The organism is Pseudomonas sp. PGPPP1 (genome assembly GCF_002255865.1).
Taxonomy (GTDB): Bacteria; Pseudomonadota; Gammaproteobacteria; order Pseudomonadales; family Pseudomonadaceae; genus Aquipseudomonas; species Aquipseudomonas cremoris.
Genome location: NZ_NKIG01000005.1, coordinates 127,459 through 141,636 on the forward strand (window position 1 = coordinate 127,459; position 14,178 = coordinate 141,636).

Annotated in this window: 13 protein-coding genes; 7 read left to right on the top strand and 6 right to left on the bottom strand. The window is 61.2% G+C overall.

All coding sequences use genetic code 11. The annotated features are described in order from the left end of the window. Positions 1 to 108 precede the first annotated feature (108 nt). The 4 genes from recO to tadA all read left to right on the top strand — a co-directional run bounded on the left by recO (position 109) and on the right by tadA (position 3,618). Positions 109 to 798, top strand: coding sequence for a DNA repair protein RecO (gene recO / locus CFE47_RS09225; protein WP_286836388.1), 690 nt, complete (start codon positions 109 to 111; stop codon positions 796 to 798). A gap of 51 nt (positions 799 to 849) precedes the next feature. Then, positions 850 to 1,593, top strand: coding sequence for a pyridoxine 5'-phosphate synthase (pdxJ, locus tag CFE47_RS09230; RefSeq protein WP_105700151.1), 744 nt, complete (start codon positions 850 to 852; stop codon positions 1,591 to 1,593). A 148-nt stretch (positions 1,594 to 1,741) separates the two neighbouring features. After that, on the top strand, positions 1,742 to 3,118 hold the full coding sequence (locus CFE47_RS09235) for a multicopper oxidase family protein (protein WP_185707709.1): 1,377 nt from the start codon (positions 1,742 to 1,744) through the stop codon (positions 3,116 to 3,118). Then, positions 3,118 to 3,618 (top strand): tRNA adenosine(34) deaminase TadA, encoded by a 501-nt coding sequence (gene tadA / locus CFE47_RS09240; RefSeq protein ID WP_286836391.1) that lies wholly within the window; start codon positions 3,118 to 3,120, stop codon positions 3,616 to 3,618. The genes CFE47_RS09235 and tadA overlap by 1 nt, the downstream gene beginning before the upstream one ends. Positions 3,619 to 3,757: 139 nt before the next feature. On the opposite strand, the gene cmoB is transcribed toward tadA, so the two are convergent. From cmoB to CFE47_RS09270, 6 genes are all read right to left on the bottom strand, one after another. After that, positions 3,758 to 4,714, bottom strand: a complete 957-nt coding sequence (gene cmoB, locus CFE47_RS09245; protein ID WP_286836393.1) for a tRNA 5-methoxyuridine(34)/uridine 5-oxyacetic acid(34) synthase CmoB — start codon at positions 4,712 to 4,714, stop codon at positions 3,758 to 3,760. Continuing rightward, on the bottom strand, positions 4,711 to 5,454 hold the full coding sequence (cmoA, locus tag CFE47_RS09250; RefSeq protein ID WP_286836395.1) for a carboxy-S-adenosyl-L-methionine synthase CmoA: 744 nt from the start codon (positions 5,452 to 5,454) through the stop codon (positions 4,711 to 4,713). Before cmoA ends, cmoB begins: the two co-directional genes overlap by 4 nt. Positions 5,455 to 5,490: 36 nt before the next feature. After that, entirely contained in the window at positions 5,491 to 6,147 is a 657-nt protein-coding gene (locus tag CFE47_RS09255) for a lysoplasmalogenase (protein WP_286836397.1), read from the bottom strand. Position 6,148: 1 nt separating this feature from the next. Further along, on the bottom strand, positions 6,149 to 6,538 hold the full coding sequence (locus CFE47_RS09260) for a protease inhibitor I42 family protein (protein ID WP_185707699.1): 390 nt from the start codon (positions 6,536 to 6,538) through the stop codon (positions 6,149 to 6,151). A 202-nt stretch (positions 6,539 to 6,740) separates the two neighbouring features. Further along, positions 6,741 to 9,161 carry an endopeptidase La gene (gene lon / locus CFE47_RS09265; protein ID WP_286836400.1) on the bottom strand — a complete coding sequence of 807 codons (2,421 nt, stop codon included), beginning with the start codon at positions 9,159 to 9,161 and terminating at the stop codon, positions 6,741 to 6,743. Between the two features lie 92 nt (positions 9,162 to 9,253). Continuing rightward, positions 9,254 to 10,243 (bottom strand): GntR family transcriptional regulator, encoded by a 990-nt coding sequence (locus tag CFE47_RS09270; protein ID WP_286836402.1) that lies wholly within the window; start codon positions 10,241 to 10,243, stop codon positions 9,254 to 9,256. Between the two features lie 336 nt (positions 10,244 to 10,579). Here CFE47_RS09270 and CFE47_RS09275 point away from each other — a divergent pair, with 336 nt between their 5' ends. From CFE47_RS09275 to CFE47_RS09285, 3 genes are read left to right on the top strand one after another with little or no spacing between them, the layout of a single operon-like run. Next, the gene (locus tag CFE47_RS09275) at positions 10,580 to 11,902 is read left to right on the top strand and encodes an amidase (protein ID WP_286836404.1); all 1,323 of its coding nucleotides are present in this window, start codon (positions 10,580 to 10,582) and stop codon (positions 11,900 to 11,902) included. Between the two features lie 11 nt (positions 11,903 to 11,913). Further along, positions 11,914 to 12,792 (top strand): polysaccharide deacetylase family protein, encoded by an 879-nt coding sequence (locus tag CFE47_RS09280; protein ID WP_003210406.1) that lies wholly within the window; start codon positions 11,914 to 11,916, stop codon positions 12,790 to 12,792. Between the two features lie 37 nt (positions 12,793 to 12,829). Next, positions 12,830 to 14,170, top strand: a complete 1,341-nt coding sequence (locus CFE47_RS09285) for an MFS transporter (RefSeq protein WP_286836406.1) — start codon at positions 12,830 to 12,832, stop codon at positions 14,168 to 14,170. Positions 14,171 to 14,178 lie beyond the last annotated feature (8 nt).

Consider the following 14,178-nt stretch of genomic DNA (forward strand, 5'->3'; position numbering starts at 1 on the left):
TGCGATAGCATCACCTCGGTGCAACTGAAAGACCGAGGTGCCTGCATCGCGGGCAAGCCCGCTCCCACATTGGTTTGTCGCTGTTCTTAAGTTTGCGAAGAGACTTCCATGTCCCAGTCCCAACCCCTCAGCCAACCCGCCTACGTCCTGCACAGCCGCGCTTACCGCGAGACCAGTGCGTTGGTGGACTTCCTCACGCCCCAAGGCCGCCTGCGTGCAGTTTTGCGCAGCGCTCGGGGCAAGGCAGGCACGCAGGCGCGGCCCTTCGTGGCGTTGGACGTGGAGTTCCGGGGCAAAGGCGAGCTGAAAAACGTCGGCCGCCTGGAAAGCGTCGGTGCCTCGGCCTGGCTCAATGGCGAAGCCCTGTTCAGCGGCCTCTACCTCAACGAACTGTTGATTCGCCTGTTGCCTGCCGAAGACCCGCACCCGGCGGTCTTCGATCACTACGCCGCGACCCTGCTCGCCTTGGCCGAAGGGCGTCCGCTGGAACCCTTGTTGCGCGCCTTCGAATGGCGTTTGCTCGACGACCTGGGCTACGGGTTTGAACTGGCCAACGACCTGCACGGCGACCCCATCGCCGCCGACGGCCTGTATCGCCTGCAAGTGGATGCCGGCCTTGAGCGCGTGTACCTGCTGCAACCTGGTCTGTTCCAAGGCACTGAGCTACTGGCTATGAGCGAAGCCGACTGGAGCGCCCCCGGCGCGTTGTCTGCCGCTAAGCGCCTGATGCGCCAGGCGCTTGCCGTGCACTTGGGCGGAAGGCCACTGGTCAGTCGCGAGTTGTTTCGAAAGCCCTGACAACCCCGTGTATGCTGTGCAGCGTTTCTTTCCCTTTTCAGGAGCGCTTCCGTGACCACCAGCAATCGCATTCTTCTTGGCGTCAACATCGACCACGTCGCTACCCTGCGCCAGGCTCGGGGCACCCGTTACCCTGACCCGGTCAAGGCCGCGCTGGACGCCGAAGAAGCGGGCGCCGACGGCATTACCGTGCACCTGCGCGAAGACCGCCGCCACATCCAGGAGCGCGATGTACTGGTGCTCAAGGACGTGCTGCAAACCCGCATGAACTTCGAGATGGGCGTCACCGAAGAAATGATGGCGTTCGCCGAGCGCATCCGCCCGGCGCACATCTGCCTGGTGCCGGAAACTCGCCAGGAACTCACCACCGAAGGTGGCCTCGACGTCGCCGGCCAGGAAGCGCGGATCAAGGCTGCGGTGGATCGCCTGTCGCAGATCGGCAGTGAAGTCTCTCTGTTCATCGACGCCGACGAGCGTCAGATCGAAGCTTCCCGCCGTGTCGGCGCGCCGGCGATCGAACTGCACACCGGCCGTTATGCCGACGCCACCACCCCCACCGAAGTGGCGGATGAACTGCAACGCATCATCGACGGTGTTGCCGTCGGCTTGCGTGAAGGCTTGATCGTCAACGCCGGCCATGGCCTGCACTACCACAACGTCGAAGCTGTGGCTGCGATCAAGGGCATCAACGAACTGAACATCGGCCACGCGCTGGTGGCTCATGCGCTGTTCGTCGGTTTCAAAGGCGCTGTGGCCGAGATGAAAGCCCTGATCCTGGCGGCCGCCAAGGCCTGACCTAACACCGTCAAAAAGCCACATTTGATCTTTGGTGTACCCAGAGTTCGGGCATGCGGCAATGCGAAGCCTTACTGTTTAGGCCATGCAGGTGTATCGTATCTGCCCTTTGCAGGCCTTGTGCCTGCGGCAGATACGCGAGGTTGTTGTGTCCCGATCCTTTTCCCGTCGACAAATCCTGGGTGGCCTTGCAGGCCTGGCCGTCGTAGGCGTCGGTGCCGGTGGCGCCTACCGCTACTGGCTGGGGAAAGTCGCCGAGGCCGAGGCAGGGCACGATTACGAGTTGATCGCTGCGCCGTTGGACGTGGAACTGGTGCCGGGGCACAAGACCCAGGCCTGGGCGTTTGGCCCTTCGGCGCCGGGTACCGAGTTGCGGGTGCGCCAGGGAGAATGGCTGCGGGTGCGTTTTATCAACCACCTGCCGGTCGCCACTACCATCCACTGGCATGGCATCCGCCTGCCACTTGAAATGGACGGCGTGCCTTACGTCTCTCAGTTGCCGGTATTGCCCGGCGAATACTTCGACTACAAATTCCGCGTGCCCGACGCCGGCAGCTACTGGTATCACCCCCATGTGAACAGCAGCGAAGAACTCGGCCGTGGCCTGGTTGGCCCGTTGATCATCGAAGAGCGCGAACCCACCGGCTTCAAGCACGAACGCACCTTGAGCCTGAAAAGCTGGCACGTGGACGAGGAGGGTGAGTTCGTTGCGTTCAGTGTGCCGCGTGAAGCGGCGCGTGGCGGTACGGCGGGGCGCTTGTCGACCATCAATGGCGTGTCCCAAGCGGTAGTCGATTTGCCGGCGGGGCAGATTACTCGCGTGCGCCTGCTCAACCTCGACAACACCTTGACCTATCGCCTCAACATTCCCGACGCTGAAGCACAGATCTATGCACTGGACGGTAACCCGGTCGAACCGCGCCCGTTGGGCAAGGAATACTGGCTGGGCCCGGGCATGCGCATCTGCCTGGCGATCAAGGCGCCGCCCGCGGGTGAAGAACTGTCGATTCGCAATGGACCGGTGCGCTTGGGTACGTTCCGCTCCGTGGCCAACACCGACGCGCCTACCGAGTGGCCACCTGCGTTGCCCGCCAATCCGATTGCCGAACCGGACCTGGCCAATGCCGAGAAACTCAACTTCAATTTCGAGTGGGTCGGCACGGTATCCGTGGATGACGGCAAGCCACCGAGCCTGTGGCAAATCAACGGCAAGGCCTGGGACATCACCGACAAGACCTGTGCCGACCGGCCGATTGCCAAGCTGGAAAAGGGCAAGAGCTACATTTTCGAATTAAAGAACATGACCCAGTACCAACACCCCATTCACCTGCACGGCATGAGCTTCAAGGTGATCGCCTCGAACCGCCACAAGGTGATTCCGTACTTCACCGACACCTACCTGTTGGGCAAGAACGAGCGCGCGCGCGTGGCGTTGGTGGCGGATAACCCAGGGGTGTGGATGTTCCATTGCCACGTGATCGACCACATGGAAACCGGCCTGATGGCCGCCATCGAGGTGGCGTGATGCGCCAGTTTCGGCCCACCGCGATCATCGACCGCAGCCGTGACCAGGACTTCATGCGCGAAGCCCTGGCCCTTGCCGCCCAAGGTGCTGCATTGGGTGAAGTGCCTGTAGGCGCGGTACTGGTGCAGGACGGTGAAATCATCGGCCGTGGCTTCAACTGCCCCATCAGCGGCAACGACCCCAGCGCCCATGCCGAGATGGTCGCCATTCGCGCCGCCGCACAGGCCGTCAGCAACTATCGGCTGGTGGGCAGCACGCTGTATGTGACGCTGGAGCCGTGCAGCATGTGCGCGGGCTTGATCGTACATTCGCGGGTTGCACGGGTGGTGTATGGGGCGCTGGAGCCAAAGGCGGGGATTGTGCAGAGCCAGGGGCAGTTTTTTACCCAGGGCTTTTTGAATCACAAGGTGCTGTTTGAAGGCGGTGTGCTGGCAGAAGAGTGCGGCACGGTGCTGAGCGAATTCTTCAAGGCTCGACGAGCAAAGCCACAACCCAATTAACACCAAGAAACCAATGTGGGAGCTGGCTTGCCTGCGATAGCTGTCTGTCAGTCAACTCATCAGTGACTGATACACAGCTATCGCAGGCAAGCCAGCTCCCACATTTTTTGATCTCTGTTTCTTCAGGGAGAGCTCAGCGTTACTTCTTGGCGATAATCACCGCCCGCATCGGCGCCGGTAGGCCTTCGATGGTTTTGCTGTGGTCCTCTGGATCGAGGAAGTCACTGAGGGACTGATACTTCATCCACTCCGTACCCCGTTGTTCTTCCACAGTCGTGACGCTCACGTCCACGCACCGCACATCACTGAACCCCGCACGGCGCAGCCACAGCATCAACGCCGGCACCGAGGGCAGGAACCACACATTACGCATCTGTGCGTAGCGGTCTTCCGGCACCAGTACTTGTTGTTGATCACCTTCGACCACCAGGGTTTCCAGCACCAGTTCTCCGCCCTTCACCAGGGTGTCCTTCAGCGCCAGCAAATGCTCGATGGGCGAGCGACGGTGGTAGAACACACCCATGGAAAACACGGTGTCGAAGCCTTCCAGATTCGCCGGCAAGTCTTCGAACGGGAATGGCAGATGCCAGGCTTTCGGTTCCGACAGGTAACGTTGCACGGCCTGGAACTGGCAGAAGAACAACCAGTTCGGGTCCACGCCAATCACGCTGTCGGCGCCGGCGCCGAGCATGCGCCACATGTAGTAGCCGTTGCCGCAACCGACGTCGAGGATGCGCTTGCCCTTCAGGTTCAGGTGCGGTGCTACCCGTGACCACTTCCAATCCGAACGCCATTCGGTATCGACATGCACGCCAAACAGATGGAACGGGCCTTTGCGCCACGGGCTCAGGCCCATCAACGCGCTGTGCATTTGTGCGCGGGTGCTGTCGTCGCAATCGGTGTCGAGTGTCAGGCCATTCAGCAGGTCGACTTCGCTGGGCTGGATCTTCGGCAGCGCATCCAGCGCACTCTGCCAGCGCTCCAGGTCGCCATGGCCTTTTTCCATCTTGCTATCGAGCTGCGCTTGCAGGCCCTGGGCCCACACGGCCAAGGGAGTGCCGACCAAATGGCGGGCGAGGGGGGACAGATCAATCATGGCAAGGCAATCAACGAGGCAAAGTTAAGACATTGGAACCACGGCACGACTTTCGAAAAACCCGCCGCCAACAGGCGTTCGCGGTGTTCTTCGAGGCTGTCGGGTTTCATCACGTTTTCGATGGCACTGCGTTTCTGGGCGATTTCCAGTTCGCTGTAGCCGTTGGCGCGTTTGAACGCGATATGTAAATCGGTGAGCAGCGCGTGCTCTTCGGCATCGTTGAAGCGCAGCTTTTCCGAGAGGATCAACGCACCGCCCGGCAACAACGATTGGCGGATGCGTGCGAGCAACGCCAGGCGCTCATCGGGTGCGATGAATTGCAGCGTGAAGTTCAGCGCCACCACCGAGGCCGGTTGGAATTGCAGCGCGAGGATATCGCCTTCGATCACGTCGACCGGCAGCAGCTCCTGGAACATCGAGTCCTGGCCATTGAGGTACTCACGGCAACGCTCGACCATCGCCGCCGAGTTATCCACCGCGATCACCCGGCAGCCATCGGTGCGCACGTGGCGACGCAAGGCCTGGGTCACGGCGCCAAGGGAGGAGCCCAGGTCGTAGAGCACACTGTTGGGCTGGGCAAACTGCGCCGCGAGTACGCCGAGGTTTTCGACAATCGTCGGGTAGCCCGGCACCGAGCGCTTGATCATGTCGGGGAACACCCGCACCACGTCCTCGTTAAAGGCGAAGTCCGGCACCTGGTTCAGGGGCTGGGCGAATAGGCGATCGGGTTCTTTGCTCACGGTTGTTCCGGCAGTGATGTGGGAAAGGCCGGCATTTTAGCCAAGTTGGCCCTCGTGTGCGCGGGTTGTCTGATGGAAAGCAGAGGCGGTGATGCCCCACTGGCCCAGCCAATAAGTGGTGATCAACAAATACGGCGCCGCGTCGAACGCCACCACAAACCGATTAATGCCGATCAGCGTGTCGGAAAACACAAACGACGCTGCGCCCGCCGCCGCCAACAACGCGGAGCGTTTTGGCACTTGGCTGCCCAACCGTGCCAACGCACGCCAGAGCATGGCGCTGATCACCAGCGCATAAACCACCACGGGGATCAGCAGATCGCCCAGGCCGTGGGAGATCAGGATGCTCAACAGAATCGCGCCCACGCCCAGCGCCAACAACAAAGGCAGGAGCGCCAAGCGACGACAGTCGCTGAGATAGGCCTTGAGATAGGCCAGGTGCGCAAACAAGAAGGCGCCGAGCCCAAAGATGAACAGGTCACCTGGCCAAGCAAGCAACACATCGCCGACCAGTGAAAAAATCAGTCCCAGGCTGATCCAGCGTCGATAGTCGGTGGGCGGCGCATCATGCAGCCAGCCCAACAACGCCAGCACCGGCAGCGGCTTGACCAGCAGGCACAGCAATGTGGCATGGGTGGTCAGGCCGTAGATAAATGTGCCGGCGCCCATCAACGCAAGAATCAGCCATGGCATATCAGTTCACCGTAATGGCGCAGTCGAAGGTTTCGGCAGGCTCGGCTTCTGGCTCCCAAGGTTGCTGGGAGGTGACCCGCAGACGGCCATTACCTGCCGCGAAGGCCTGAAAGCGCCAGGTGGACTGGCCGCCGCCACCGATCACGCCGGATTCCGAGCTGCTGTAGACCTCAGGGCTCAGCGCGCGCAGCACGCCGCCGGCAGAATCCTGGATGGCCCAACGGTAGCCGGTGGTGGGATTGCTGGGCAGGGTGAGGATCAGGTTTTGCCCGGTTTTAAGCACAAGCGGGCAGGCGCTCTGGTTTTCCACGGTGACGTTTTGCTTCGGCGCACTGGCGCACGCAGCCAGCAGGGCAAGGCTCAAGGGGAGAAGCAGGCGGGCAGCGGTCATGGGGGCTCCGTTCATTCACGACGAACGGCGAGCATAACCGAAGATGAGACAAGGTGTGACAGAGCTGGATTTTGTGTTGATTGGGCTGACCCCTTCGCGAGCAAGCCCGCTCCCACATTTGACCGCATTCCAAAGGATGTACTCGGTCAAATGTGGGAGCGGGCTTGCTCGCGAAAGGGCCAGCCCAGCCACTGCATGGCTATCAGAACAGCACTTTGGCCACATCCGCAAACCGCTTGGCAAAGTGCACCGTCATGCCTTCCTTGAGGTACTCCGGCAATTCCTCAAAGCTGCCACGGTTCGGCTCCGGCAGGATCAGCTCATGAATCTTCTGACGCCTTGCCGCGATCACCTTTTCACGCACCCCACCAATCGGCAGCACATGCCCGGTCAACGTCAGCTCCCCGGTCATGGCCACGCCCTTTTTCGGTGGCTGGTTACGCGCCAGCGACAACAGCGCACTGGCCATCGTCACACCTGCACTTGGGCCGTCTTTCGGCGTGGCCCCTTCCGGCACGTGCAAGTGTACGAAGGCTTCGTCGAAGAATTTCGGATCACCGCCGAACGACTTCAGGTTCGAGCTGATGTAGCTGTAGGCGATTTCGGCGGACTCCTTCATCACTTCACCCAACTGCCCGGTGAGCTTGAAGCCTCGGTTGAGCGTATGGATGCGCGTCGCCTCGATCGGCAACGTCGCGCCGCCCATGCTGGTCCAGGCCAGGCCGGTGATCACACCGGTGCCGGACAGCACTTGTTCATTGCGGAACACCGGCATCCCCAGGGAGCTTTCCAGGTCTTTGTTGCCGATCTTGATCACCGAGTCCGGCTCATCCAGCAACTTGACCACCGCCTTGCGCACCAGTTTGCCCAGTTGTTTCTCCAACTGGCGTACGCCGGCTTCGCGCGCATAACCGTCGATCAATGCACGCAACGCGCCGTCGCTGATGGTCAGGCTGGTTTTTGCCACACCGGCTTTTTCCAGCTGTTTTGGCCACAGGTGACGCTTGGCGATCGCGACTTTTTCTTCGGTGATATAGCCCGACAGGCGAATCACTTCCATACGGTCCAGCAATGGGCCGGGGATTGAATCCAGGGTGTTGGCGGTGCACACGAACAGGACTTTGGACAGGTCCAGGCGCAGGTCCAGGTAGTGATCGAGGAATTCGACGTTCTGTTCCGGGTCCAGGGTTTCCAGCAAGGCCGACGCTGGGTCGCCCTGGAAGCTTTGGCCCATCTTGTCGATCTCGTCGAGCATGATCACCGGGTTCATCACCTCCACATCCTTGAGCGCCTGCACCAGCTTGCCGGGCAGGGCGCCGATGTAGGTGCGGCGGTGGCCCTTGATCTCAGCCTCGTCACGCATGCCGCCGACGCTGAACCGATAGAACGGCCGTCCCAGGGATTCGGCAATGGATTTACCTACGCTGGTCTTGCCCACGCCCGGCGGGCCCACCAGCAATACGATGGAGCCGGCGACCTCGCCTTTATAGGCACCCACCGCCAGGAATTCGAGGATGCGGCTCTTGATGTCGTCCAGGCCCGCGTGGTGTTTATCCAGCACCTTGCGTGCGTGTTTCAGGTCGAGCTTGTCTTCGCCATACACGCCCCATGGCACCGAGGTGGCCCAGTCCAGGTAATTGCGCGTGACCGCGTATTCCGGCGAGCCGGTTTCCAGGATCGAGAGTTTGTTCAGTTCTTCATCGATGCGTTTTTGCGCCTGGGTGGGCAGCACTTTGCCTTGCAGGCGTTGCTCGAACTGTTCGACGTCGGCGCTGCGGTCGTCCTTGGTAAGCCCCAGTTCCTGCTGGATGACCTTGAGTTGTTCCTTGAGGAAGAACTCGCGCTGATGCTCGCCGATCTTGCGGTTCACTTCGGCGGATATTTCTTTTTGCAGGCGCGCGACTTCAACTTCCTTGCGCAGCATCGGCAGCACTTTTTCCATGCGCTTGAGCATGGGCACGCAGTCCAGCACTTCCTGCAACTCGTTGCCTGTCGCCGAAGTCAACGCGGCGGCGAAGTCGGTGAGTGGCGAAGGGTCATTGGGGCTGAAGCGGTTGAGGTAGTTTTTCAACTCTTCGCTGTACAGCGGGTTGAGCGGCAGCAGTTCCTTGATCGCATTGATCAGCGCCATGCCGTAGGCCTTGACCTCGTCGGTCGGCTCGGAAGGCTGGTGCGGGTATTCGACCTCCACCAGGTACGGTGGGCGGTGGTGCTTGAGCCAGGTCTTGATGCGTACGCGGGTCAGGCCCTGGGCCACAAATTGCAGCTTGCCGTTCTCGCGGCTGGCGTGGTGCACCTTCACCAGGGTGCCGTACAGCGGCAACGCGGAGGTGTCGAAGTGGCGCGGGTCTTCGGGCGGCGTCTCCATGAAAAACAGCGCGAGGGAGTGATGGTCGGACTTGCTCACCAGCTCAAGCGTCTCGGCCCACGGCTCTTCATTGACGATCACCGGCAGCACTTGCGCCGGGAAGAACGGCCGATTGTGGATCGGGATGATGTAGACCTTGTCCGGCAGGTTCTGCCCAGGTAACGCCAGGCCGGTATTCGAGGAAGTGGATTCGGCGTTTTCGGGGTCGGCGTAGTCGTTCAGGTCGTAATCAGGGAAGGCTTGCTGGTCGCTCATGGGGCACCTGCATAAGGAAGTATGCAGGTTAGATGGGGCGGGGCAGTGGTGGTTTCAATGGTCTGGGGTTGTTAGTAACAAATTGCATGAATTCAGCTGATTTTATGCAGATAGCTGGGAAGGGGTTGTTCTGGAAGCACCGACAACACCTTCAAACGCTGCAACATGCGCTGCCGGGCTCGTTGCAAATGCTCGCGCAAATTCAACGCCGCCGCGTCAAACGCGCCATGCAGCAACAGCTCCAGAATCAACCGATGTTCGGCCAACATCGCCGGATCAGCACCGATCCCCAGCAAACGATAGAAAATCCGGCTGATGATCATCGGGCTCTGGCCTTGGCGGATCAACGCGGCGATCTTGCGGTTCTGCAGGCCGGCCAGGCAGCGCTGGTGCAAGTCCTCCTCGATCTGCTCGATAGCCTCCAGGCTGCAGTGAGGGCTGTCCTGGGCGTCGAGCACCCGTTGCAACATGGCCTCGAGCAGTTCGCGGTCAAGGTTCGGTGCGCTCTGGCGCAGGGCTTCGGGTTCCAGGCAGGCGCGCAACTCGTAGTCTTCGGTCACTTCCCGCGCAGTCAAAGGCCCGGCCAGCCATTGGGAATAGGGCTCTTTTTCCACCAAGCCGCGGTCACGCAAACGCATCAGCGCTTCACGTACTACCGCACGGCTGACGCCATAGTGGTCGGCGGCAGCTTGTTCATCCAGGCGGTAATGGCCGAAGGCAATGCAGGTGGACAACGCTGCGCCGATCTCCTCGACGATGCGTTCGCCCAGTGGTCGCGTGTCCACCAACTCATCTTCACCATTCAAGCCCAGATGGGCGTGGCTCAAGGGCAGGCGCAACGGTTCCATCGCCAGGCCTTCAGGGTTGATCAAGTAACCCCGGCCATTGAAGCGGCAGATCAAGCCTTCGGCATGCAGCAGGTCCAGCGCCTTGCGCACCGGCACGCGGCTGGTGCCGAACAATTCGGCCAGGGGGGCTTCCAGCAACACCAGGCCACGGCGGGCGGTGCCGTTGACGATCGCGTCACGCAACACTTGGTGAATCATCGCGTAACGGGAGGCCGAGGCGGACACTGCTTTCATCACTTTCTCAGGGGCTTGTAGGACGGTGGCCGGGGATTCTCTCATAAGTTGCGCCTGTCACCCTGCGCCACATCGGTGGCACTTATTTGGAGCTCTGAATGTAGGAATGTTACTTTTCTGCACCAAAATGTACTTATTAATAAAAGATACATTATTTCATTGAAGGGCCTTGTCGGCTTCTGGGCAAGATATTTTCCCCTCGATCAAAACCATCTATCCCGTAGCTCTGGGTTAAAAACCCGTTGCACGCAGAAACGCCGCTATTGAGACTGGCACGAAACCTGCCTTTGTAAAATGTACATTTTATTAATATGTACGTTTTCGAGGTTCATTCCGATGTCAGACGCCACTTCCATGGCCGAGGATTTCGCCAGCGGTCGCAGTGACCCGGTGCAAGCACTCGAACAGGCGCTCGTCCACGCGAGCATGGCCCCCAGCGTGTTTATCTGCCTGACCGCCGAGCGCGCTCGCCGTGAGGCCGAGGCCGCTGCCGCCCGCTGGCGCGCCGGCCAACCCTTGAGCGTGTTCGATGGAGTGCCGCTGGCCTGGAAGGACCTGTTCGATGTGGCCGGCAGCACCACCACGGCTGGCGCGGCCTATCGCCGCAATACGCCCGCCGCGTTGCTGGATGCGCCCAGCGTAGGCCTGTTATGCCGTGCCGGAATGGTCAGCGTGGGCAAGACCAACCTCAGCGAACTGGCCTATTCCGGCCTGGGCCTGAACCCGCATTTCGGCACCCCGTTCAACCCTAGCAGCGGCGATGAGGCGCGTATTCCAGGCGGGTCATCATCGGGATCGGCGGTTGCCGTGGCCGCTGGCATCGTACCGATTGCCATGGGCACCGACACCGCCGGTTCAATCCGCATTCCTGCGGCGCTCAATGGTGTGGTGGGCTATCGCAGCAGCAGTCGACGCTACAGCCGCGACGGCGTATTTCCCTTGGCCCACACCCTCGACAGCCTCGGCCCGCTGACCCGCAGCGTGCGCGACGCCTTGGCCATCGACGACGTGCTCAATGGTCGTCGCCAAACCCACAGCGCCCGCAGCCTCAAGGGCCAGCGCTTCGTGCTGGCGCAACAAGAGGTCGAACCTGCCGTGCGCAATAACCTGCTGCGTGCAGTGGAGCAGCTAAAGGCCCAAGGCGCGCTGATCGAAGAGCGCGAGTGCCCGACCTTCGAAGCCACCCTGGCATTGATCAAGGACCACGGCTGGCTCGGCTCTTTCGAAGCCTTTGCCCTGCACGAAGCGCTGCTCGACAGCCCCGACGCTGAGCAACTCGACCCGCGTGTGCGGCGTCGCCTCGAAGCGGCGCGTGCGCTGCCAGCGAGCCAACTTCTGCACTTGGTCGATGCCCGCCGCCGCCTGCAACAGCAACTGGTCGATGACCTCGACGGTGCAATCCTGATCACCCCGACCGTCGCCCACGTTGCGCCCGCCTTGGCGCCGCTGGAAGCCGATGACGACCTCTTCGTAAAAACCAACCTCGCCACCCTGCGCCTGACTATGCCCGGCAGTTTGCTCGACATGCCCGGCGTGACCTTGCCCAGCGGCCGCGATGCCCAGGGCCTGCCCACCGGGCTGCTGCTCAGCGCCCCGACGGGGGAGGACGCTCGCCTGTTGCGCGCGGCGTTGTCCGTCGAATCCGTACTTAACGTTTAAGGAGACACATCATGGCTAAAGACATCCTTTGTGCATTTGGCGTCGACGTTGACGCCGTCGCCGGCTGGCTCGGTTCCTACGGCGGCGAAGACTCGCCGGACGACATCTCCCGTGGCTTGTTCGCCGGTGAGATTGGCGCACCGCGCCTGCTCAAATTGTTCGAGCGCTACGGCCTGCGGACCACCTGGTTTATCCCCGGGCATTCGATGGAAACCTTCCCCGAACAAATGAAGGCCGTGGCCGACGCCGGCCATGAAATCGGCGTGCACGGCTACAGCCATGAAAACCCGATTGCGATGACTGCCGAGCAGGAAGAGATCGTCCTCGATAAATCCATCGAACTGATCACCCAAGTCACCGGCAAACGACCGACCGGCTACGTTGCACCGTGGTGGGAATTCAGCAAGGTCACCAACGAACTGCTGCTGAAAAAAGGCATCAAGTACGACCACAGCCTGATGCACAACGACTTCCACCCCTACTACGTTCGCAAGGGCGACACCTGGACCAAGATCGACTACAGCCAGCACCCCGACACCTGGATGAAACCCCTGGTGCGCGGCGAAGAAACCGACCTGGTGGAGATCCCGGCCAACTGGTACCTGGACGACCTGCCGCCGATGATGTTCATCAAGAAAGCCCCCAACAGCCACGGTTTCGTCAACCCGCGTCACCTAGAAGAAATGTGGCGCGACCAGTTCGACTGGGTCTACCGCGAGCACGAACACGCGGTGTTCACCATGACCATCCACCCCGACGTTTCCGGCCGCCCGCAAGTGCTGTTGATGCTTGAGCGGTTGATTGAACACATCCAGAGCCATGCCGGTGTGCGCTTCGTCACCTTTGACGAAATCGCCGATGACTTCATCCGCCGGCAACCGCGTACCTGACCCCTGAAAACAGCCCCCCATCCCTGAGGCGCGACCCATGTCCATCTACAACAAGCTTGACCTGACTGGCTGGAAACCCCGGCAACTGACGTCCCAGGAGGTGCGCTTCGCCACCTGGATCGCGTTTTTCGCCTGGGTGTTTGCGGTGTATGACTTCATCCTGTTCGGCACGTTGTTGCCGGAGATCGGCCGGCACTTTGGCTGGGGTGAAGTGGAGCAAGCCGAGATCGCGACCTGGGTGGCGGTGGGCACCGCCGTGGTTGCCTTCGCCATTGGCCCTGTGGTCGATAAATTGGGTCGACGCAAAGGCATTATCTTCACCGTGGCCGGTTCCGCGCTGTGTTCGGCGCTGACGGCGATTGGCGGGGCGTGGGGCAAGTCGCCGCTGATTCTGATCCGTTCGTTGGGCGGCCTGGGGTATGCCGAGGAAACCGTCAACGCCACGTATTTGAGTGAGCTGTACGGTGCCTCGGAAGACCCGCGCCTGACCAAGCGCCGTGGCTTCATCTACAGCCTGGTACAGGGCGGCTGGCCGGTGGGCGCGTTGATCGCTGCGGGTTTGACCGCACTGTTGTTGCCGATCATCGGTTGGCAGGGCTGCTTCATTTTCGCCGCCATCCCGGCGATTGTGATCGCGATCATGGCGCGCAAGCTCAAGGAGAGCCCGCAGTTCCAGATCCACCAGCGCATCAGCGAGCTGCGTAAAAGCGGCGCGGTGAAAGAAGCGCAAAACGTCGCCGTCACCTACGGCGTGGACTACGACGAACACAGCAAGGCTGGCCTCAAGGCTGCGTTCCGTGGCCCGGCCCGTCGCGCCACCTTGGTGATCGGTGCTGCGTTGCTGCTCAACTGGGCAGCGATCCAGGTGTTCAGCGTGCTGGGCACATCAGTGATCGTCAGCGTGCACCACATCTCGTTCGAAAACTCGCTGATCATCCTCGTGCTGTCGAACTTGGTGGGTTACTGCGGTTACCTCAGCCACGGCTGGATGGGCGACAAGATCGGCCGTCGCAACGTGATTGGCCTGGGTTGGATGCTCGGCGGGTTGTCGTTCGCCGGCATGCTGTTTGGCCCGAGCAATATGGCGATGGTGGTCGGGTTGTACAGCCTGGGCCTGTTCTTCCTGATCGGCCCGTACTCGGCGGCGTTGTTCTTTATCAGTGAAAGTTTCCCCACCAGCATCCGCGCCACCGGCGGCGCAATCATCCACGCGATGGGCCCGATTGGCGCCGTGGTTGCAGGCTTCGGCGCGACCCAAGTGTTGTCGGCCGGCAGTGACTGGCAGACCGCCGCGCTGTGGTTCGGTGCGGTGCCGTGCTTCTTGTCCGGCATGTTGATGTTTGCCGCCCGCCATGTGCGTCCGGAAACCGTTCAGTAAGGAGTCTT